The organism is Haliscomenobacter sp. (genome assembly GCF_041740695.1).
Classification (GTDB): Bacteria; Bacteroidota; Bacteroidia; order Chitinophagales; family Saprospiraceae; genus Haliscomenobacter.
In genome coordinates this window covers 39930-59870 of the sequence record NZ_JBGSLK010000127.1, presented here as the reverse complement: position 1 = coordinate 59870, position 19941 = coordinate 39930, and the positions used below count along the sequence as shown (strand labels likewise).

Annotated in this window: 19 protein-coding genes; 3 read left to right on the top strand and 16 right to left on the bottom strand. The window is 48.6% G+C overall.

The annotated features are described in order from the left end of the window. Nucleotides 1–188 precede the first annotated feature (188 nt). The 7 genes from ACEW9O_RS25780 to ACEW9O_RS25750 all read right to left on the bottom strand — a co-directional run bounded on the left by ACEW9O_RS25780 (nt 189) and on the right by ACEW9O_RS25750 (nt 7339). Entirely contained in the window at nt 189–1025 is an 837-nt protein-coding gene (locus ACEW9O_RS25780; RefSeq protein ID WP_373553107.1) for a choice-of-anchor V domain-containing protein, read from the bottom strand. Nucleotides 1026–1156: 131 nt separating this feature from the next. Then, on the bottom strand, nt 1157–1708 hold the full coding sequence (locus tag ACEW9O_RS25775) for a 1-acyl-sn-glycerol-3-phosphate acyltransferase (RefSeq protein ID WP_373553106.1): 552 nt from the start codon (nt 1706–1708) through the stop codon (nt 1157–1159). Between the two features lie 190 nt (nt 1709–1898). Beyond that, nucleotides 1899–3329 (bottom strand): L-serine ammonia-lyase, encoded by a 1431-nt coding sequence (locus ACEW9O_RS25770; protein WP_373553105.1) that lies wholly within the window; start codon nt 3327–3329, stop codon nt 1899–1901. Nucleotides 3330–3340: 11 nt separating this feature from the next. Further along, nucleotides 3341–4612 carry a hypothetical protein gene (locus tag ACEW9O_RS25765; RefSeq protein WP_373553104.1) on the bottom strand — a complete coding sequence of 424 codons (1272 nt, stop codon included), beginning with the start codon at nt 4610–4612 and terminating at the stop codon, nt 3341–3343. A gap of 200 nt (nt 4613–4812) precedes the next feature. Further along, the gene (locus ACEW9O_RS25760; RefSeq protein ID WP_373553103.1) at nt 4813–5220 is read right to left on the bottom strand and encodes a GxxExxY protein; all 408 of its coding nucleotides are present in this window, start codon (nt 5218–5220) and stop codon (nt 4813–4815) included. A 46-nt stretch (nt 5221–5266) separates the two neighbouring features. Continuing rightward, nucleotides 5267–5971, bottom strand: a complete 705-nt coding sequence (locus ACEW9O_RS25755; RefSeq protein WP_373553102.1) for a ComF family protein — start codon at nt 5969–5971, stop codon at nt 5267–5269. 231 nt (nt 5972–6202) lie between these two features. After that, on the bottom strand, nt 6203–7339 hold the full coding sequence (locus ACEW9O_RS25750; protein WP_373553101.1) for a S1C family serine protease: 1137 nt from the start codon (nt 7337–7339) through the stop codon (nt 6203–6205). A 352-nt stretch (nt 7340–7691) separates the two neighbouring features. Between ACEW9O_RS25750 and ACEW9O_RS25745 the strand changes: the two genes are divergently transcribed. Beyond that, entirely contained in the window at nt 7692–8294 is a 603-nt protein-coding gene (locus tag ACEW9O_RS25745; RefSeq protein ID WP_373553100.1) for a hypothetical protein, read from the top strand. 132 nt (nt 8295–8426) lie between these two features. Continuing rightward, nucleotides 8427–9035, top strand: coding sequence for a Uma2 family endonuclease (locus tag ACEW9O_RS25740; RefSeq protein ID WP_373553099.1), 609 nt, complete (start codon nt 8427–8429; stop codon nt 9033–9035). 18 nt (nt 9036–9053) lie between these two features. Here the strand turns inward: ACEW9O_RS25740 and ACEW9O_RS25735 are convergent, their stop codons facing one another. The 6 genes from ACEW9O_RS25735 to ACEW9O_RS25710 form a co-directional block, all read right to left on the bottom strand. Next, nucleotides 9054–10781 (bottom strand): M3 family oligoendopeptidase, encoded by a 1728-nt coding sequence (locus tag ACEW9O_RS25735; protein ID WP_373553098.1) that lies wholly within the window; start codon nt 10779–10781, stop codon nt 9054–9056. 133 nt (nt 10782–10914) lie between these two features. After that, on the bottom strand, nt 10915–11403 hold the full coding sequence (locus tag ACEW9O_RS25730) for a DUF5606 domain-containing protein (protein WP_373553097.1): 489 nt from the start codon (nt 11401–11403) through the stop codon (nt 10915–10917). Between the two features lie 268 nt (nt 11404–11671). After that, on the bottom strand, nt 11672–12172 hold the full coding sequence (locus ACEW9O_RS25725; RefSeq protein WP_373553096.1) for a cytochrome c: 501 nt from the start codon (nt 12170–12172) through the stop codon (nt 11672–11674). Further along, the gene (locus tag ACEW9O_RS25720) at nt 12156–12527 is read right to left on the bottom strand and encodes a hypothetical protein (protein WP_373553095.1); all 372 of its coding nucleotides are present in this window, start codon (nt 12525–12527) and stop codon (nt 12156–12158) included. The genes ACEW9O_RS25725 and ACEW9O_RS25720 overlap by 17 nt, the downstream gene beginning before the upstream one ends. Beyond that, nucleotides 12524–13090 carry an RNA polymerase sigma factor gene (locus ACEW9O_RS25715; RefSeq protein WP_373553094.1) on the bottom strand — a complete coding sequence of 189 codons (567 nt, stop codon included), beginning with the start codon at nt 13088–13090 and terminating at the stop codon, nt 12524–12526. The genes ACEW9O_RS25720 and ACEW9O_RS25715 overlap by 4 nt, the downstream gene beginning before the upstream one ends. A gap of 388 nt (nt 13091–13478) precedes the next feature. Further along, complete coding sequence (locus ACEW9O_RS25710) at nt 13479–13949, bottom strand: RidA family protein (RefSeq protein WP_373553093.1); 471 nt, start codon at nt 13947–13949, stop codon at nt 13479–13481. A gap of 184 nt (nt 13950–14133) precedes the next feature. On the opposite strand from ACEW9O_RS25710, the gene ACEW9O_RS25705 reads away from it, so the two are divergent. Further along, complete coding sequence (locus ACEW9O_RS25705; RefSeq protein WP_373553092.1) at nt 14134–15075, top strand: DUF4382 domain-containing protein; 942 nt, start codon at nt 14134–14136, stop codon at nt 15073–15075. A 180-nt stretch (nt 15076–15255) separates the two neighbouring features. Here ACEW9O_RS25705 and ACEW9O_RS25700 read toward each other — a convergent pair whose 3' ends face one another. The 3 genes from ACEW9O_RS25700 to ACEW9O_RS25690 form a co-directional block, all read right to left on the bottom strand. Then, nucleotides 15256–17928: a GNAT family N-acetyltransferase gene (locus ACEW9O_RS25700; protein ID WP_373553091.1), complete on the bottom strand. Its 2673-nt coding sequence runs from the start codon at nt 17926–17928 to the stop codon at nt 15256–15258. A 16-nt stretch (nt 17929–17944) separates the two neighbouring features. After that, complete coding sequence (gene pfkA / locus ACEW9O_RS25695) at nt 17945–18913, bottom strand: 6-phosphofructokinase (RefSeq protein WP_373553090.1); 969 nt, start codon at nt 18911–18913, stop codon at nt 17945–17947. 105 nt (nt 18914–19018) lie between these two features. Continuing rightward, nucleotides 19019–19795: a hypothetical protein gene (locus ACEW9O_RS25690; protein ID WP_373553089.1), complete on the bottom strand. Its 777-nt coding sequence runs from the start codon at nt 19793–19795 to the stop codon at nt 19019–19021. Nucleotides 19796–19941 lie beyond the last annotated feature (146 nt).

Here is a 19941-nt window from a genome sequence, read left to right as displayed (position 1 = left end):
CAAAGAAACACCAAGAACACAAAGTTAGACGTAGACGACGCTTCCCTCTGTGTCCTTTGTGCCCTCTTTTTTTTCCTTTGTGCTAAAGAAATGTTTTGTAGTCTTTATGAAAAAACTCGGGATGACGAACTGTCATCCAAAATTAATCCTTTCTTTTGATTTTGGAAATTTAAAACTATTTTTTGTTTTTATTTTAGCAATGAAACGGTTTTTGTTCGCTTGCCATTGCTGACTTGTACCCAATACTGTCCTTTGGGCAATGTTTTGACATCCAACTCTATTTGTGAACGTTGATTGGGCTGTTGTAGGCTTTTGCTTTGCAGGATACGCCCCTGCACATCCAGCAAATTAACCCAAAGTTGGTCATTTTCCAAGTTGCCTTCAATTTCTACCCGAGCAAACTCAAGGGCTGGATTGGGGTATACTTTGATTTGAGCGGCTAGTATTTTATTCGAACTTAGGCCAGTTGAAGTAGCTTCAATAAGGCTAAGGGAATTTTTGACTGGGCTGTCGTTACCCGTTGAACCATCCCCATTTACGGCCAATCCTGCGGCGTAGACATTCACGGTACCTGTACCAGCTGCGGGAGCGGTCCAAGGCATTTCGAAAACATTGGAGGTCGCGCGGCGGGTGTGTTCTGCATATTGACGACCACCCAAAGTGATAACCCTTTGACCAGATGGAGCCGCCCCTAATACTCCAGCTTGGGCCTGGGCTTTGGCCTCTAACACTGTGGCCTGGTATCCATAACCGCCTGGTGTACCAGAAGCAGCCGTGATTTTGACCTGTACTGTATATTTTTTGCCTGGCGCATATGCTGTGACAGGTGTGGTGCCATCTAGTATAGCAATTTCTAGTGTAGGATCATAGTTGCCAGTACCGTGACACTCGCCACAAAAACCCGCGCTGACAGGCGATCCGGTGCGATCGGTGCCTTGTTCCCGGCCCGCCCCTGAAGCGTTGCTGCTCAAAACAATCCAAACTGCGGACAAGAGGGTACAGAAGAGAAGTACAGATTTTTTCATGAAGATGACTTTAGTTGAAAAACAAAAAGCTTAACCAAGCTTTCAGACTAAACTCATACTCCAAAGTTTAAGGATTGGTTGCGTAGATACATCGATTTTTTTCCACAATGTCGTTGGACGACAAAACACTGTTAAAAAAAGATGCCATCCTGGGGGTTTCTACCTTTTATACCTCGGAAATGATTCAGGAAGTGCTCAAAATCGACTTCTTTATTGCCAGTAGGGTAGTAAGGTTCGGTAAGGGTTACAGTTTTGGTTTCGTAGTCAATAATGGCTGAGATCAACGGAACTTTGGCCCCTAGCGCAATGTAGTAGAACCCGGTTTTGAACTCCGTTACCTTCTTGCGGGTGCCTTCAGGGGTGATGGCTACGATGAATTCCGATTTGGAATTAAAAATATCCACTACTGCATCTACAAAATTGTTGCTCTTGCTGCGATCGACTGGATACCCCCCCAATGCCCGAAAAATCCCACCAAAAGGTGGACGAAACAAAGAGGACTTGCCAATAAACTTGACATCAACGTGGCGAATGGTGCGGAGCAAGATCCCAAAAGGGAAATCCCAATTTGACGTATGAGGCCCTACTACAACAATGTATTTCTTAAGCTGACGGGGGAAATCTCCCACCACTTTCCAGCCCCAAACTTTGAATAAAATAAAAGATGCAAGAGCAGCCCACATAAAATTTGTTTTTACACATCAAGTTAATAGAAAAATCAAATAATTGTTACCTCCTCAAAGGGGCGATAAAAAAATAAGTGTTTCATTTTGCCAAAGGATTAGATAAGTAAACGGTTCATTTTAAGTGTCTTGTCTAATCCTTTGGCTCAGGAAAAATGAACACTTATTTTTGCCCCACTACAAAGATATTCTAACATTCAGGTAGTGCTATGGCAATGTTGACAGCCAAGCCACCCAAGCTGGTTTCTTTGTATTTGTGGTTCATGTCCTGCGAGGTTTCCCACATGGTTTTGATCACCGCATCCAGCGTTACCTTGGCTTTACTGGGGTCACTTTCCATTGCAATTTTAGCGGCCATAATCGCTTTTACCGCCCCCATTGAGTTTCGTTCAATGCAGGGTACTTGGACTAGGCCACCCACGGGGTCACAAGTAAGGCCCAGGTGGTGTTCCATGGCAATTTCTGCGGCCATCAAAGCTTGGTCGGGGGTAGCCCCCAAACATTCGGCCAATGCTGCTGCTGCCATCGCACTGGATACTCCAATTTCGGCCTGGCAGCCGCCCATCGCCGCACTGATGGTCGAACCTTGCTTGAACAGGGAACCAACTTGTCCCGCTACGAGTAAAAACCGCACAATGTCTTCATTCTTGGCCAAAGGTTTAGCAAAACAGAGGTAGTACATCAATACCGACGGAATTACCCCCGCTGCCCCGTTGGTCGGTGCGGTAACGATGCGGCCAAAATTGGCATTTTCTTCATTGACGGCCATGGCAAAACAGCCAATCCATTTGACCACTTCTGAAAAACCGATGCGGCTAAACTTGATGCATTGGGTCCATTCCTGAGCCGAGGTATATTCGCCGTCAGCGAGTAGCTTTTGGTTGATGTTGAAGGCGCGGCGGGCAACATCCAGGCCACCAGGCAACATGCCCTCGGTATGGCAACCACGGTAAATGGCGTCCAGCATGACCGACCAGATTTTCAGGAGTCGCTCGTCGATTTCGGCTTTACTCAGGAAGTTTTTTTCATTCTCATAAACGATGTCCGAAATCTTACACTTGCGCTGTTTGCACCACTGCGCGAGGTCGGCACCACTGGTGATGACGTAGGGGATGTCATTTTCCTCGCGCAGGGGTGTATTTTCTTCTCCTTCTTTGACCACAAAACCACCACCGATCGAATAATAAGTGCTTTGGTGGATGCTCTCGCCCTGGGCATTAAGCGCATTTAGTTGCATGCCATTGGCGTGATAGGGCAGCATCTGATAGCCGCGAAAGTGAATGGCCTGCTCGGGATCAAAAGAGATGAGATGGGTTCCATCCAAATGGAGTTGCTTGCGCTCTTGAATTTGTTCGGGGAGCGTTTTTACTTCCACGACGGGCACCGTCACGGGGTCCTTTCCACTGAGGCCCATCAGAATGGCGATATCGGTTCCGTGTCCCCTGCCCGTTAGGGCCAAAGAGCCGTAGAGCAAAACCTCTAATTGCTGGGTTTTTTCAAGCTGGGATTGCTCCTTTAATTCTTTCACGAAGCGCTCAGCGGCCCGCCAAGGGCCAAGGGTATGGGAACTAGAAGGCCCCACGCCAATTTTGAGCATGTCAAAAACACTGATGAATTCCATCCTAAATCGAATTATCTGTTGAGGCTGACTTTTAATTTTTCAATATAATCGTTCAAGGTAGCACTAAACATTGGAACCAGGGTAGTGGGGAGCCGGGTTTCTAAGGCGGCCATCAAGGCTTTGGCGTCATCGGTTTTTCCTACCTCAATCAATTGGAAAATGGCATTGGCGTAGCCGATGCGGTAAAAATTGAGTTGGTTCACGAGGTCGGGGCTATTGTTGATGGCGGTTTGCTGTTGGGGCAAACTGCTGATGGTATAATTGCGGAGGTAATCTGCGGCACTTTTTTGGTTTTTGGTATCGCAGGGTTGGAGTTTTTGCACCAATACCCCAAACTCGAGGTGATTGTCCAGGTACAACAAATCGTCTTTGGAAAAACCTACGGTAAAATAGACATCGTTGGCGAATTGGTTGCCGATAATGAATTGTAAGAGAACATATTCGCTGCGCAATAAAAAGTCGCCGTTGATCAATTCAGGGATATCCCACTCGAAGGTTTTGATGTTGCCACATTCGCCGTTAGTGATTTTAGCGGAAACAGGCCCCGTCTTCCAGCTCACCAAATTGGGAATGGCGTCAATGTTGATGCCTTCGCGCAACACTTCATTGCTTGCTCGTGCCGCCAGGTAGAGGCAGTACCAATCGGTATTGAGCAGGTTGACATCGACAATTTGGACGTCAGAGCGCAGGTTTTCCACTGTTTGCAGGTAAAACAAGGGGTAAGAAAAGTTGTCACCCGAGGAAAACAGGATGGCATCTTTGGTGCAGGAATTGAGCAGATTACGTCCGAGTTCCAGGCTTGGCTCCAGGTAAGCGCCTTTACTTTTGCCTTGCCGAAAAGCCCAGCGGGCCGAGTCGGGCAGGTTTTGGGCGAGGTAGCCCATGGCCAGGCTTCCCCACACGGAACCCAATTTTGAATAGGGATCCAGGGCCAGTTTTTCACCCTTGTAGCGGGGTGACAAACGGATGCATTGCTCCAGGTGCTGGCTGATTTCGGCTACACTTTTGCGGTTGCTAGTGGCTATCCAGGTTGCTGCAGTGGCGTTGACCCGATCCAGGGCATTGGCCAGGTAGTAGTGGATTTCGGGGTTATTGGGCTGGCTGAGCAGGGCTTGTTTGAGTTGCTGGGCGGTTTGTGCCATGTTTTGGGCGGCGTACTCTTTTTTAAATTCTGCTTTGGCGGAGGCGAGAAGGGTGGATGCGCTTTGGGCAAAAATGGCTGCGTTGGTGGCGAACCAGCACAGGACAGTCAAACTGATGTAGGAGAAAAATTTGGTTTTCATCGGGTTGAAAATTTGTGTAAATATGGTGGAATTTGGGGGGAAGTGGTAGTCTAAAGTAGAGGATTTTTTGGGCGGCTGCGCCGCTTGTTTTTTCACCACCTAAGAAACCTAAGACACCTAAGGGGCACTTAAGAGATAACGCTTTTTTCCCTTAGGTGAATCTTAAGTGCCTTGGGTTTCTTAGGTGGTGAAAAAATAAATCACCGAAGTTCCCGATAATACTCATTAACAAAGGATTTCTTTCCATTTTTCACAATGTTGATGCAATTGAAATTAATGAGAAGTCCTTTCGGCATTTCCAACAACTTCATGTAGGTCAACACCTGAGCATCGTGAACGGGTAATATTGCTTCAACGGACTTGAGCTCAATGATGATACAATTTTCTACAATAAAGTCAGGCCTTAACTCTGCATCAAGAGTCATTCCTCCGTAAGTGATGGGAATAGTTAGCTGGGATACATAGGTTACTTTCCGTAAATCTAGTTCATGAGCCAGGCATTTGTGATAAACACTTTCTAAAAGGCCTGGACCTAATGCCTTATGAACATTAATGAATGCTCCAGTCAAAGTATATTCTAAATCGCAGATGAATTGCTTCGTCAGCATTGGATTCGATTTTGCTAATTTTTAAAATTTGATTCAACTTCGATCGTTACTGCCCCGCTATCGCCAGCGTAGCCATGCTCAACTTCAAGCCCGGCACCTCCAAGAGCTGCAAAGCCGCCGCCTCCAAGGTCGCCCCGGTCGTCAGTACATCATCCACCAGCAAAACATGCTTCCCTTCCAGGTGCTCTGCTTTCCGCACCTGAAAAGCTGTACTCACATTGTCAAAACGCCCCATGCGCGACTTTTTGGTTTGGGTACTGGTGTAGGCTACCCTGCGGAGGTATTGCTCTCCATAGGTTATACCCATTCCTTGCGACAAACCCGCCGCAATACAAGCACTTTGATTGTAGCCCCGCTGCCGCTGGCGCCGGGGATGTAATGGAATTGGGATGATCAAGTCTACGGATTCAAATGAGGGGGCGGTACGCAATTTTTCCCCAAACATGATCCCCAATCGAATACCCACCTCTTGATTGCCGCCGTATTTCAGTTGGTGGATCAGCGTCTGTACCCGTCCACTTTTGACAAAATGCAGCATGGCGGCACCCGATCGTAAGGGCACCCTCCCCCAAAAACGTTCGGTAAAGGCATTGTCAATTTCCAGATGCTGGTCGGTGTAAGGCAATTCGCAATGGCATTGCAAACAGATCAGGCTTTCCCGAGGTAGGGCATTTTCTTCACAGGCAGGACAAAGGCGAGGGTAGAGCAGACCAATGAGGTCGTCGATCCATTCAAGAGCGGTACTAAACATGATGATGGCTTTCGCGGTGGAATAATGTGGTTTTCGCGAAAGGAGGTGTAAGAGTAGTTATTGATATGAAGGCAGGACAAAAATAGGATTTTTTATCAAAAAAACAAAAAACGTCTGCCCCGAAAACCGTGACAGACGCCTCAAAACAAAACGAAAAACCAACTTTAAACAAGTCTTTTGAAAAGATTAAACAGGATTCCAAGAGACTTGTTTAAATCGGTTTGTTAAACTTTATTGATTTTTCTGCTCGCGCAGCTTCACTGGCACTGTAATGGACTTGTTCTTGCGCAAGACCTTCAAATTTACGGTGTCACCCACTTTGGCGCGGCCCACCACTTCTTGTAGTTGAGGAATAGATTTTACCTCGCGGCCATCGATGCCCACGATCACGTCATTGATCTGTAGGCCAGCATACTGAGCCGAGCCCCCTTCTTCCAATCCTTCAATCACTACGCCTTGAGAGATGTCTACATTTAGTTCTTTGGCGAATTCACTATCCAATTCTTGAATACTTACACCGAGATAAGGGCGCTTGTAATCGCCAAAGCTGATGATGTCATCCACTACGCGGCGTACCAGATTCACCGGAATGGCGAAGCTATAGCCCTGGAAGGAGCCCGTGCGGGTAGCAATGGCGGTATTGATGCCAATCAGTTTGCCTTGAGCATCCACGAGTGCACCTCCACTGTTGCCAGGGTTCACGGCAGCGTCGGTTTGGATGAAGGACTCAATGGCTGCACCTTTGCCCAGTAGGTCGATGTTGCGGCCTTTGGCACTGATGATGCCTGCGGTAACGGTAGAGGTTAGCTCGAAGGGGTTACCTACGGCCAGAGCCCATTCGCCAATGCGTGCTTCATCGGAGTTGCCAACTTCGGTGGGGATCAGTCCAGTGGCGTCAATTTTGATGACGGCCAGATCGGTTCTTTTATCGGTACCCACCAGCGTCGCTTTGAATTTGCGGTTGTCGGAAAGGGTGACTTCCAATTCGCTGGCACCTTCCACCACGTGGTTGTTGGTGATGATGTAACCGTTTTCGGAATAAATGACCCCGGAACCGGAACCTTCCGCAGGTCCACCACCTCCCCGGCCGCCAAAGGGAAAGAAGAAGAATTCTTCCTGGTTGGAACGGGCGGTACGGGCAATTTTAGCGGTGATGTTCACCACCGAGGGTGTTGCTTTTTGAGCTGCCTGAACAAAATCGAAGGGCACTGCGCCCGACCAGGCGGGTGAACTGACGGGTCGGGTGTAAGATACGGCTTCGGTTGTAAGGGTTTCAGCATCGTTCTCGCGATTGAGAAAATGGCTGCCAGTCAGGGTGATCACTCCACCCAAGACTCCGGAGAATACTAAAGCAATCCACTGCTTCATGGCTGTTAATGTTTTTTTACAAAGAGTATGTCTGAATCAATTAGGTTGCAAAATGGACAAACGAGTTCCATCGTTCAAGTTACAGAGAAGTAACCACCGTGTAAAGGCAATGGTTAAGCTTTTTTTTTGGTTTAACCAGATTTTAACATCCTAAACCGCCAAAAAGGCGCTTATCTTTGATCGCGAAATTTTCATTTAGGGGCGATAAAAAAATAAGTGTTTCATTTTGCCAAAGGATTAGATAAGTAAACGGTTCATTTTAAGTTTCTTATCTAATCCTTTGGCTCAGAGAAAATGAAAACTTATTTTTGCCCCACTACTTAAGAATTTTTACCAAAAAAGCGCTAAAAAGTTGGTAGGCATTCACAATGGGATGGAAGGTAATAACCCGAACAAGATAGATTACCACGGGGAACTGAAACCGGAAAATGAGTTGGAACTTGCCTTGCTTGAAGATCCAGCATTTTTGGAGGGTTTGAATTGGGGCTTGCCTAGGTACGGGCATCCCGAGGGTGAGGTGTATCGCCACATCGCCGAAGTACTGGGCAATATTGATAAAATTAAATTGAACCCTGAGTCGCGGCGCATCCTGCGCGTCATCGCTTTTGCCCACGATACCTTTAAACACGCCGAACACAAAGGTAGCCCCCGCGACTGGACGCGGCACCACAGCGTACTCGCCGCCCAATTCCTGGAAAAATACACCGACAATAAAATCATCCTCGACATCACCGAACTCCACGACGAAGCCTACTACTCCTGGCGAATGGAACACCTGTACCACCAGTTCGACGAAGGCCAGGCGCGGCTGAAAAGCCTGCTCAACCGCATTGACGACAACATTCAATTGTACTACCTTTTCTTTAAGTGTGATACCCGTACGGGAGACAAAACCCAGGCTCCGGTGAAGTGGTTTGAGCAAACGATACGGAACATTCAGGTGGTGGAATTTTGAGGGGAGCTATCTTTTGATTTGGCAGAGGCACTGCCGTTGACTTTCACACGTAACCGCACTAAATTAGAATTTATCAAAACCCTTGTGCAACCCCAGCAAAACCCCTAACTTGTACACTACAAAACTGTAAACATGTCAACCCTTGCTACCGCGCCCATTACCAGTCTCTCCCAGCTTGATCCTCAAGGGCTTTACACTTATTCTGACTACCTCAGCTGGCAGTTTCAGGAGCGCGTAGAATTAATCCGTGGTCGCTTGTTTCCGATGAGCCCTGCCCCAAATACGCTTCATCAAAGGGTCTCGCGTGAATTGAGTTTGCGCATATTTACGTATTTTAACCAATCCACTTGCCAGGCATTTAGTGCTCCATTTGATGTTCGTTTGCCCGTCAGCCTCAAAAAAGGCCAATTGACTACTGTGGTTCAGCCCGACCTATGTGTGATCTGTGATCCAAATAAAATTGACGAGCAAGGCTGCAATGGTGCCCCAGATTTGATTGTTGAAATCTTGTCTCCTGGCAACACCAAGCGGGAAATGCGCGAAAAATACCAGGTGTATGAAGAATCTGGCGTGCGGGAATATTGGCTGGTTCATCCACTGGATCGCGAAGTCCGGGTCTACATCCTCAATCAAGATGGGAAATTTACTGGCTTGGCACCCGTCATTGAAGACGATTTGCTGCATTCAACAGTATTCCCTGAATTGGAGATTGATTTAGCCCTCGTTTTTGCTACAAAATAAAAATCGAAGGGACGCTTATTACCCCCGAAACAACTTCTCCATCTCCCCCCTCACAAAAGTCCCCAAATCCCGCACATACTCCTGCGAAAAATCAAAACGAATCCCCGCTTCAGCATAAATCTCCCGAATCGAGCGCGTATTGCCCAGGCGCATGGCGCGCGTAAAGGCCGCAACGGCCTGTTCCGGGTTTTCGCGGTACTGCCGCCACAGGGCGATGGCACCTAATTGTGCGAAGCCGTATTCGATGTAATAAAAGGGCACTTCAAACAAGTGGAGCTGTTTGTGCCAGAGGTTTTCGATGTATTGTTCGAGGCTGGAGTAATCCAATACTCCAGGGGTGAAAGCGTGGAAACTTTCGGTCCATTTGGCCCGGCGCTCTTCCTGGGTGTGATTGGGGTGGGTATACAACCAGTGCTGGAACTGATCGATGGTGGCGATCCAGGGCAAAACCTTGAGCACGTGCTCCAATTGGGTGATTTTGGCGCGGCGCAGGTCGGCTTCGTTAGGGAAAAAGAGGTGCCAGTGATCCATTGTGAGCAATTCCATGGTCATGGCGGCCAGTTCGGCTACTTCAAATGTAAATTTCCGATCAAATAATAAGGGATAATCGCGGGTGAGGAAAAAATGAATGGCGTGGCCACTTTCGTGCATGAAGGTGCGCAAGTCGCCTAGCGAGTTGGTCGCATTCATAAACACAAAGGGCATCCGCGTGGCCTGCAAGGGCATGTTGTACCCACCTGGGCGTTTGCCGGGGCGGGAAGCCAAGTCCAGGAAGCCATTTTGCTGAATCAAACGAATGATTTGGGCGTATTCCGGATTCACCTGCTCCAGGCACTGAATGCCCTTGTGCAGCAATTCGTTGGTATCCTTGAAGGGGTGCAAAGGCGCTTGCCCGGCCGTATCCGCATTCAAATCCCAGGGCCGCAAATGGGTGACCTTCAGGTTTTGTTTGCGGGTGAGGTACAGTTCATTCAAAATCGGCAAAACCTCGGCTTTCACCGCCTGGTGAAAATCGTGACAATCGGCGGGCGTGTAATCAAAACGACCCAATTCCTGAAAAGCGTAATCCCGGTAATTGTTCATCCCGGCGTTGCAGGCAATGGCATGGCGTTTTTGCAGCAACTCATCAAACAATTGGTCCAATTGGCTGGTGTCCTGCAGGATGCGCCGATTGATTTTGTGGTAAATGTTGCGGCGACGCTGGCGATTGGGTTCTTCCAAAATGGTATTGGCTTGCTGGAGGGTCATTTGTTTGCCATCCATACCAATCATCATTTGAGAAAAAATGCGGGCGTATTCCTTGGTTTTGAGTTGTACATCGGTGTTGAGGGCGACATTCTCTTCCTGAAACAGGTCCACCGAAGCCTGGATGTTGCGCAAATAAATCTCGTACCGCTGCGCATCCAACTGGTTCAAATAGGGCGACTCTACCAGTTTTTTGTTCAAGGCTTGATCAAGTGGATCTAATTTGGGTAAAATTTCCTGGATAACGTATTGGTAACGTTGGTTGGCTGCTTGATTTTGGTTGTCTGCCGAGAGTTGGATGTAAGCCCAACTAATGGTTTCTCCCAACTGAGCTTCAAGGTCACTGCGCTCAGTGATCCATGTACTCAAGTCCTGGACCGAATGGATCGGTCGCTGGAGCAATTTGGTGAATGTAGGTTCTACATCCTCCCAGGTTTGTGGAAGTGCCGGTACAGAATAGTCCGTACAGGCGCTGGTTTTGGTCGCCGGTAGATTACGCATAGTATAGGTCGCCTAAAAAAGTTGTACAGTTGAGCAGTTGAAGGGTTAAAAAGTATAACCGAGTATAAAAAGTTGAGTAGGCGACTCCAAAAAGTGCGTATCTCTTCAACTTTTCAACCCTTCAACTTTTCAACTATTCTTCAACTTTTTCCGCGTCTCCTTCCGTTTCCACCACTTCAGCTTCGTCTGCTGCAGTTTCTTCGGTTTCATCTTCTTCGGTTTCTTCATCTTCTTCCATCGTGGTAAAACCCAGTTCGTGCAAGTGCAAGAACCATTTGATGGCTTTTTTGATGTCGCCCGTGTTCACCCGATCGCGGTCATAATCGGGAAGGATCTGCGCGAAATAAGTATGTAGCTTATCGCCAGTTTCAGTCACAGCAGGCATGGGCACTGATTCCAGTTTGTCCAGCATGCTTTGGAAAACAATTTTCAATTCTGAAGTTTCACCATCATTCGTATAAATGCCAATGGATTCCAATGGTGTAAACTGATGTTGCCGTACAGATGCGAAACGTCTTTTACCGTTGGCCAGGTCTTCTACAATCAACCCGTTGTTGCGATTGGCAACCATCTTAAACAGCCCCGGTAAGCCGCTCACCGCTACTAAACCCTTAATTTTCATGTTGTACAATTTCTGTTTTTCAATTGAACGCGCAAATGTACAAACAATTATGATAACCCATATAGCTCACGCATTCATTCGTGAGATACCCGGGTGGGTTTTGCAAACCACGAATCCGTTCGTGGAGAATTGGCTAGAATAATAGTGAAATGTGTATGGAAAGCCTCTTTGTAATGCAAATGTAAAAAAAAAATTATAAACCAAAGCTTTTTTGGTGTGCGGTTGTTTTATTTGGGTGAACGGTCGATTTATTTTTTCAATAAAACAATCAACGTGCAGCGTATTGTTCTTCTACATAGGTTAAAATGGCGTCAATGTCTTCATCTTTGAGGCTACTGGAGGGAGTCATGATTACGGGTTTCCATTTGTTCCACAGCTCCTGAGCACGGGGGTGGCCCGCATCGATCAAAGCTTGCGAATTGCGAATCCACTGGTACAGGTCGGTACGTGGGTAAGCCGCCCAACGTTCTTGCACCCCTCCCAAGGCTGGCCCGGTCAGGTTCGATTGCATGTCGCGATTGTGGCAGGAGGCGCAGTTATTTTTGAACAGGTCTTTGCCTTTTTGCGCCGTCGGACTCAGGATGGGCAACGCAGTTTGTACCACTTGCATTCCATCATTTTTACTGCCAAACAACCTGGAATAGTTTTGCCAGAGCAGCAAAATCAATACAATCATTAGTAAAAAGCCAGCCCGGGTAAGTTTAGAAATGGCGGCCAGCATTTCGGCATTCAGGTTTTCCTGGCTTTCTTCCTCAATTTGCTTTTTCATGGTTCGGTTTGGTTTTAGTTTTGGGTAAATGAAATAGTTTTTTCAAAGAATCGATGCTATCTGTTGCTCCTTTGAGTTGTTGTTGCAAAGGGGTATTGAGTTTGGGCAAGGGCAAATCGATTGACTTGTTTTGAGGGGGGGACAAAATAAACAGCGCAACCACCACCAGCAAAACCGTTGCCGCCAGGTTCAACCAATGCAGATTGCTATTCAGCCGGCGGGCCAAAAAACGCAGTTTTTGTGGGGCCGTTTCCCGCTCGATTTTTGCCCATAAATTGGGCGGCGGCGCGGCTTGGTGCTCGGCCAGCTTTTTTTGCAACAACCCTTCAAAGGATTTGGGATCTCTTGGTTTCATCTGGCGTTCATTTTTTTGAGTTGTTCCAAACGGTTTTTCAGCGCAATCTTTGCGCGCAGGTATTGCGAGCGCGATGTGCCTTCACTGATGTCGAGCATCGTGGCAATTTCCGCATGGGAATACCCTTCGATGGCGTACAAATTGAGCACGGTGCGGTATCCCTGCGGCAGGTGATTGAGTACCGTAATCAGCTCAGAAGCGCTGAGCGCTCCGATGATGTCTTCGTCGGTGTACAGGTTTTCCGGGGGTTCTACGTAAGGCAGGAACTTGAGGCTTTTTTTGCGCAAGCGACTCAGCGCAGTATTGACCATAATTTTACACATCCAGGCTTCGAGGCTCCCTTCGCCGCGAAAGGCAGATAATTCCCGAAAAATTTTGATAAAACCTTCCTGGAGCATATCGTTGGCTTCGCCTTCATCGCGCCCATACCGCAGGCATACGGCGTACAAGCGGGGGCTGTAGCGTTCATAAAAACGAAACTGAGCACGGCTATCGCCTGTAATGCATGATTGCAGCAGGTCATCGGGTTCTAAGGCCATAAGGGTGTTGCTTGCTTTCGCCATGGTTCGGGTATAAAGTTAACCATATGGCGCAGGAAGTGGGGGGAAACGTTGCACGGGTGTGCATTTATTTGCACTAAATAGGTGCTTCTTTAATCAGGCTGAGGCGAGTTGATAATAAGGAAACTAAGCAATCTTACGCTCAACGACCAGCGGCAGAGCCGCCAAACGTCTGTAGATTTTGTCCGCAGTATTGAGTCAAAGGTGCAGCGCACCGCAACAAATTAGGCTTGTTGTTTCGGTGCGCTGTACCTTTAATTTTACGATACCCTGGTTTCTACAGACGTTTTGGCGGCGCTGCCGCTGGTCGTAGCCGAACATTGGTTGGTTATCAATTTGCCTCAATTTTAATAAAATTGGAAATGACGACACGGCTGCGTAGGATATCACCTCACTCAAGCTCAAAAATCCCCTCAACCTCCACCGCCACATTCCCCGGCAATGAGCCCATGCCCACGGCACTCCGCACGCCCTTGCCATACTCATCCCCCCACAAATCGACAAACAAAGTGCTACAGCCATTGATCACCACCGGGTGCATGGTGTACTCAGGGGTGCTGTTCACCATGCCCAGCAATTTGACCACTCGTTTGATGCGATCTAGATTGCCCAGGTGTTTTTTCAGAGAAGTCAACATGGCCAGGCCACATTGGCGGGCGGCAATTTGGCCTTCACTTTCGTCGAGGTCTTGCCCCAATTTTCCACTGATGAAGCTGCCATCGCTTTGTACGGACACGTGGCCGGACACATACACCAGTTTATCCACCGTGAGGCAACTGTGGTAAATGCCTTTTGAGCCAGGAAGGGTGGGTAAAACGAGTCCTAATTCGGCCAATTTTTTTTCGATATTGCTGTTTTCCATGTCGTTAGGAAATTTTTTTTGCTTTTTTTAAAAAAACGCAAGCAAGATACTAAACCTGGTAAAAATAAAGCACTTACAGATTAGATTTAATCCAAATTAGCACAGCCAAGGAATGTTAAGGGGCAATAGATGGAATTTTGAGGGCGTTTAAGGGGCTGTTTATTACCTCAAAAAACCAATAACCATGAACACAAAATTCACCGCATTGCTGTGCGCAGCAATGTTCGCAATTACTATGTTTTCTTGCGAAAAAAATGATCTCGATGATTCAAAAGGCACTGCCCGCATCGAAATAACCGATGCCCCCATCGACGATGCCAACGTCAAATCCACCTTCGTCACCATTGCGGATGTAAAATTGGATGGACAATCCGTAGAAGGTTTTTCCAAAGTTACCATCGACCTTTTGGCTTATCAAAAAGGCAACACTAAAGTACTCGGTATTGCGGAGCTTGATGCCAAAACCTACAGCAACATCACCCTGGTACTGGACTACGAAAAAGACCAAAATGGTGCCGCACCGGGTTGCTATGTACAAGAAGACAATGGCAGCAGGCACGCGCTGACCTCCACCACCAGCGAAATCACCCTCAACTACAACTACCTCATTCAGGCTGGTCAACAAACCGATCTGGTCGTAGATTTTGATCTGCGCAAGGCGATCAAAAGATCAGACAACGTTACCGATAAGTACGATTTTGTCACTGCTACTGAGTTGAATACCGCATTGCGTGTAGCTGCCAAATCCAAAGCAAGTGTGATCAAAGGAAAAGTCCAGGACGTCATTTCTTTGAGCGACAAAATCGTGGTGTATGCTTACAAAAAAGGGGAGTTCAACCGCAATGTGGAAATTGATGGCCAGGGCGCAAGCGACATCGAATTCAGCAAGGCTGTAGGCAGCGCCACTGTAGATGCCAGCGGCAATTATGAGCTGCATTTCCTGGAAGCAGGGGAATATGAACTGGTTGTTGCGGGCTACACCAAAAACAACAGCACCGGGCAAATGAGCTTGAAAGGCACCTTGACCGCCAATTCTACCAATAGCCTCAACCTTGGCTTGCTGAACCTTAGCCCCGGCGTCGCACTGACGGTGGATGTCTTGGTAACGGCCTTGTTGCCGCTGTAATAAAAACTGAGGTGGCCCTTTAGTGTCTTAGGTTTCTTAGGTGGTGGAAAAGAGAAAACCTGCGTAGCAGGGGATTATTTCACCACCTAAGAAACATAAGACACTAAAGGGCCACCTCAGTAATATGCAGCTTTGATTATATTAGTGGAGGCCTCTTTCAAAAGCAGGAGCGCTAAAAATTCACAGTTCCAATTCGACTTCATACACCTCCATATCACTCTTGTCAAAGGCAAATCCCCGTTTTTCAAACAACCTAATCATCGACTTATTTTGCGACAACACCGAGGCCACAATTTTTTCAATCTTCCGATCCCGCGCGATGTCCAAAATATAGTCAGTCATGATGTTCCCCAGCCCACGGCCCTGAAAATGATCCGCAATCAGGATAGAATACTCCGCCGTTTCGCGCCAGGCATCTTCAATGATCCGCACCGAACCCAGCAATTCCCGACCAGCTCCACGACTGATTTCCGCCACAATCGCCATTTCCCGATCGTAATCAATATGAGTAAAGCGGATCATCCAGGCATGGTTGATTTTGGGGACGTAGCCAAAAAAACGCATGTACAAAGAATCATTGGAGACGCCCTGTAACATTCGGGCCATAGCAGGTTCATCCTCTGGGCGAATTGGCCGCAAGGTGACTACTTCACCCGTTTTGAGGCTAACCGTTTTGCTGTATTTTTTACCTGGATAAGGCGAAATGACCAAATGACGGTATTCGGGCCCAACCACTTCCGGGGAGCTTTCTTCCAAAACCACCGTTGCATCTACCACAATTCCCCCCTTTGTATCCGCCAGCAGCGGGTTCATTTCGATCTCCTTGAGCTCCGGAAAATCCATCACCAGGTAGGCAAATTTGCAGAGCAAAAAGTTGAGTTCAGCCAAATTACTACCCGGCTGTCCGCGATAACCTTTCAATAGTGGATACATCCGGGTGCCCTCAATGAGGCGTTGCGCCAGAGCCATATTTAAGGGCGGCAAACCCATTTGGGTATCTTTAAACACCTCCACCGCAATGCCGCCGCGCCCAAACACGATCACTGGGCCAAAAACCGGGTCTTTTTTCGCCCCCATGATGATTTCAAAAGGGCGGTAAACCATTTTTTCCACCATTACCCCCTCGGCTTTGGTACCAGGCTTGGATTGCTCCAGGTTGTGCAAGGTATTGCGATAGGCCAGGCGTAGGGCATTTTCGTCTTGCAGGTGCAGGTGTACGCCACCCACTTCGGTTTTGTGGCCGATTTCGGAAGAAACCAACTTCAGGGCTACTGGATAACCCAACTGCTCGCCTGCCTCGGCAGCTTCTTCAATGCTTTGACAAAACAAACTCCGATTGACTGGAATTTGGTAAGTAGCCAAAAGTGCTTTGGCTTCGTGGTCGAGCAATACGGTGCGTTTTTGCTGGCGGACGTTTTGGATGATGGCCCGGGCCTTGGTTGTGTCTGGCTCAAAATCTTTTGGGATTGCCGAAGGTGTTTCGTACAAAAGTTCCAAATCCCGCATGTACCGATGGATGCGTAAGAAGGCATCTACGGCACTTTCTGGAAACCGGTAATTGGGAATCCGGCCTGCTTCCAGAATTTTGCGTGCAGCGCGTACTTCCCCTTCACCCATCCAGGCGCTGAGTAAGGGCTTGTTGGAGTTTCGGCTGGCTTTGACCAGCGCTTCCGCCATGGCCAAGGCTTGTGCTTCATTGTTTGGGGAAAAAATGGCCAATACCCCGTGGACACCCTCATCGCGCAGGCAAGTCTGTACCGCCAAGGCGTACTGCTCGGGATCGGGCTGGCTGGGTAAATCAACGGGATTACATATTTCTTGAGTGGATGGCAAAATTCCGGTTAAGGCCTGGATGCTGCGATCCGACAATGTGGCCAATTGCCCCCGATTGTGGATCAGGTGATCGGTAGCCAATACGCTAGGGCCGCCGCCGTTGCTAACGATGGCGAGGTTGTTGCCCCTTGGGCGGGGTTGCATGGCCAGTGCCTGAGCCAGATTGAACAATTGTGCGATGGTGGTCACCCGAATGACCCCGGCACGGCGGAAAGCGGCATCAAAAGCGGCATCGTTGCCCGTGAGGGTGGCAGTATGGGAAAAAGCAGCTTTTACGCCTTCTTCACTGCGCCCGGCTTTGAGTACGATGATCGGTTTGTGGCGGGCAAAAGCCCGGGCGGCACTCATGAAACGGCGAGCATTTTGCAGGCTTTCCATGTAAATCAGGATGCAGGAGGTCTGCGAATCGGACCCGAAATAGTCAATCAGGTCCGCAAAACCAATGTCCGACATCTGACCCGGGCCGACAACATAGCTGAAGCCGACCCTTTGTTCTGTCGACCAGTCCAAAATGGAACTGAGCAGCGCACCACTCTGGGAAATCAGCGCCAGGTTGCCGGGCAGCGGCATTTTGGAGGAAAAACTGGCATTGAGCCGTTGATGGGGGGCAATAAAACCCATACTATTTGGCCCCAACAAACGCATGTGGTAGCGGCGACAAATCTGTTGGGCTTGTTGGCGGTATTGTTGCAGGGTTTCGGCAGGGTAGAGTTGGTCGGAGTCGACTAAAGCGATGCTGCCAACGCCCGCTTTGCCACATTCATTGAGCAATTCACCCCACTGATTGGGCGTGGTGGTGATCAGTGCTAGGTCAACCTTTGTAGGTAATTCAGCGATGGTTTTGAACGAAGCAGGGCCACCCACCGCAAGTCCGCTGGGAGCAACTGTGTAGATGGGGCCTTTGAAGCCAGCTTGAGCAAGGTTGTGTACCAGGCGGTAACCCGGATTTTCTACGTCAATGAAGTCACCAATGATGGCTAGCGATTGTGGCTTAAAAAGCTTGTCCAGCTTCTGCTTCATGGCTTATACATTTACGCTAACTCAACAAGTCGACCATTTCTACCAGATTGCTGTCCATTTCTTGGTGTTTGATGCACTGCCCGAATGGAGTATACACAATTTCGTTGTTCACAATCCCAATCATCACATTGGATTTGCCTTCGATCAGGGCCTTAGTAGCAGCTGCCCCCATCCGACTGGCGCGGACCCGCTCCATACAGCTTGGGCGGCCACCGCGTTGGATGTGCCCGAGGATGGAAACCTTGATTTCGTAGTGATTGAGTCTGGCTTTGACCATTTCGGCAATTTTTTGGGCTCCACCTGCCTCGTCACCTTCAGCAACAATCACTATGCTGGAGTTCTTTTTGTTTTTCCAGCCCCATTCCAATTTTTCAATCAGGCCTTCAATATCAGTATGGGTTTCGGGTACGAGAATCGCCTCGGCACCTGTCGCAATCCCGGCTGCCATGGCAATGAATCCGGCATCACGGCCCATTACTTCAATGAAAAACAAACGATCGTGGGCGCTGGCGGTATCACGAATTTTATCGATCGCCTCCATCGCCGTATTGATTGCGGTATCGTAACCAATGGTGTAATCGGTACCCATTAGGTCGTTGTCGATGGTGCCCGGGCAACCTACAAACTTGATGTCTGGATATTCCTGCATAAAAATATGTGCCCCAGTAAAGGTACCATCCCCGCCAATGGCAACGATGCCGTCAATGCCAAATTTAGAGAGGTTTTCATACGCTTTAAGACGGCCTTCAGGAGTACGGAATTCTGCACAACGCGCCGAATACAGGATTGTCCCACCTTGTTGAATGATGTTGCTGACCGAATGGTGGTCCATGTCGTAAATGTCGCCATCAATAAAGCCCTGATAACCACGCCGGATACCAGCGGCAGCCAGGCCTTCGTGTAAGGCAGTGCGTACTACCGCGCGGATACAGGCGTTCATGCCCGGAGAGTCTCCACCAGAAGTGAATACGGCAATCTTTTTCATGTTGTTTGGGTTGTTGGGGCAGCCCTATGTGGCTGCCCATTGTATTTGGTTGCCCACGCAGGGGCGGTTGCCCACGCAGAGGCGGTTGCCCACGCAGGGGCAACCCTACACGAAACGCCGCCGCACCAACTTGATGAAAGACTGCGCGATTTCACTGCGATCGTCATCACCCCAGTTGAATTGTGTGGCAACACCCATGAGGTAACTTTTGGCGCTGTCCAGGCTCGGGAAATTATTCAGCGCCCGCAAGACTTCATCCAATTTGCTCATATCCCGGCCAAACAACTCGTTCATGTACAAGAGCCGGTCGTTGATGGACATGCCCTTGGTCAGGTCGGGGATGGGCATCTCGCTCAATTTTTCAGACAATTCCGTTGCCTTTTTGAAAGAGAAGAGCGCTTCTATGCGGCTATTGCTACTGCCTGTTGAAGGGGTAGGGATTACAGGTGGTGGCGGTGGTGGCGGCGTTACAGGAATAGGTTCCGGTTTTACCTCTACCACTGGAGGTTTGGGTGCTTCAACGGGTGGAATGTATACTCTGGGCTCCTCGCGTATTTCTACCACGGGAGCTGTTTCTACCACAGGCGGCGCTACGTTGATCACGGGTGGCACGTAGGTTTTGGGCGCTTCGTAGATTGGTTTGACTGGCTCTGGCTCTGGTTTGGGCTCCGGTTTGCTGACTGGAATTTCTACCAGCGGAGCACTTACGGTGAGTTTACCAGTCTCTCCCACATCGTCCAAAAAACTTTGGTACAACTGACGCAGGTAACTCAACATCAGGTCGCGCTCAATCGGTGTGGGTTGAGGCGATCCATCCATTTCCATACTCTTGAAGAGTGAATTGATCTTACGAACGAGAATTCGGGCTTGTTGCAAATCCATTGCTGCTAATTCATTTTGGGTTACAAAATACGGAAATGTTTGTTACGGATGTTGAAAAACGTCAATTGGGGGGTGGGTAATATGTCAGTGGGAAAGTATCTTTTGGGTTGAGGGAGGTTGAGAGGGTTGAGAAGGTTGAGGCTACC

Bases quoted from the DNA above. Each gene is read 5' to 3' on its own strand.
- ACEW9O_RS25715 (WP_373553094.1), bottom strand. From the start codon at position 13,090: ATGGCGAAAGCAAGCAACACCCTTATGGCCTTAGAACCCGATGACCTG.
- ACEW9O_RS25725 (WP_373553096.1), bottom strand. From the start codon at position 12,172: ATGAAAAAGCAAATTGAGGAAGAAAGCCAGGAAAACCTGAATGCCGAA.
- ACEW9O_RS25710 (WP_373553093.1), bottom strand. From the start codon at position 13,949: ATGGAAAACAGCAATATCGAAAAAAAATTGGCCGAATTAGGACTCGTT.
- ACEW9O_RS25720 (WP_373553095.1), bottom strand. From the start codon at position 12,527: ATGAAACCAAGAGATCCCAAATCCTTTGAAGGGTTGTTGCAAAAAAAG.
- ACEW9O_RS25755 (WP_373553102.1), bottom strand. From the start codon at position 5,971: ATGTTTAGTACCGCTCTTGAATGGATCGACGACCTCATTGGTCTGCTC.
- ACEW9O_RS25775 (WP_373553106.1), bottom strand. From the start codon at position 1,708: ATGTGGGCTGCTCTTGCATCTTTTATTTTATTCAAAGTTTGGGGCTGG.
- ACEW9O_RS25730 (WP_373553097.1), bottom strand. From the start codon at position 11,403: ATGAAAATTAAGGGTTTAGTAGCGGTGAGCGGCTTACCGGGGCTGTTT.
- ACEW9O_RS25750 (WP_373553101.1), bottom strand. From the start codon at position 7,339: ATGAAGCAGTGGATTGCTTTAGTATTCTCCGGAGTCTTGGGTGGAGTG.
- ACEW9O_RS25700 (WP_373553091.1), bottom strand. From the start codon at position 17,928: ATGAAGCAGAAGCTGGACAAGCTTTTTAAGCCACAATCGCTAGCCATC.
- ACEW9O_RS25760 (WP_373553103.1), bottom strand. From the start codon at position 5,220: ATGCTGACGAAGCAATTCATCTGCGATTTAGAATATACTTTGACTGGA.
- pfkA (WP_373553090.1), bottom strand. From the start codon at position 18,913: ATGAAAAAGATTGCCGTATTCACTTCTGGTGGAGACTCTCCGGGCATG.
- ACEW9O_RS25735 (WP_373553098.1), bottom strand. From the start codon at position 10,781: ATGCGTAATCTACCGGCGACCAAAACCAGCGCCTGTACGGACTATTCT.
- ACEW9O_RS25765 (WP_373553104.1), bottom strand. From the start codon at position 4,612: ATGAAAACCAAATTTTTCTCCTACATCAGTTTGACTGTCCTGTGCTGG.
- ACEW9O_RS25690 (WP_373553089.1), bottom strand. From the start codon at position 19,795: ATGGATTTGCAACAAGCCCGAATTCTCGTTCGTAAGATCAATTCACTC.
- ACEW9O_RS25740 (WP_373553099.1), top strand. From the start codon at position 8,427: ATGTCAACCCTTGCTACCGCGCCCATTACCAGTCTCTCCCAGCTTGAT.
- ACEW9O_RS25705 (WP_373553092.1), top strand. From the start codon at position 14,134: ATGAACACAAAATTCACCGCATTGCTGTGCGCAGCAATGTTCGCAATT.
- ACEW9O_RS25780 (WP_373553107.1), bottom strand. From the start codon at position 1,025: ATGAAAAAATCTGTACTTCTCTTCTGTACCCTCTTGTCCGCAGTTTGG.
- ACEW9O_RS25770 (WP_373553105.1), bottom strand. From the start codon at position 3,329: ATGGAATTCATCAGTGTTTTTGACATGCTCAAAATTGGCGTGGGGCCT.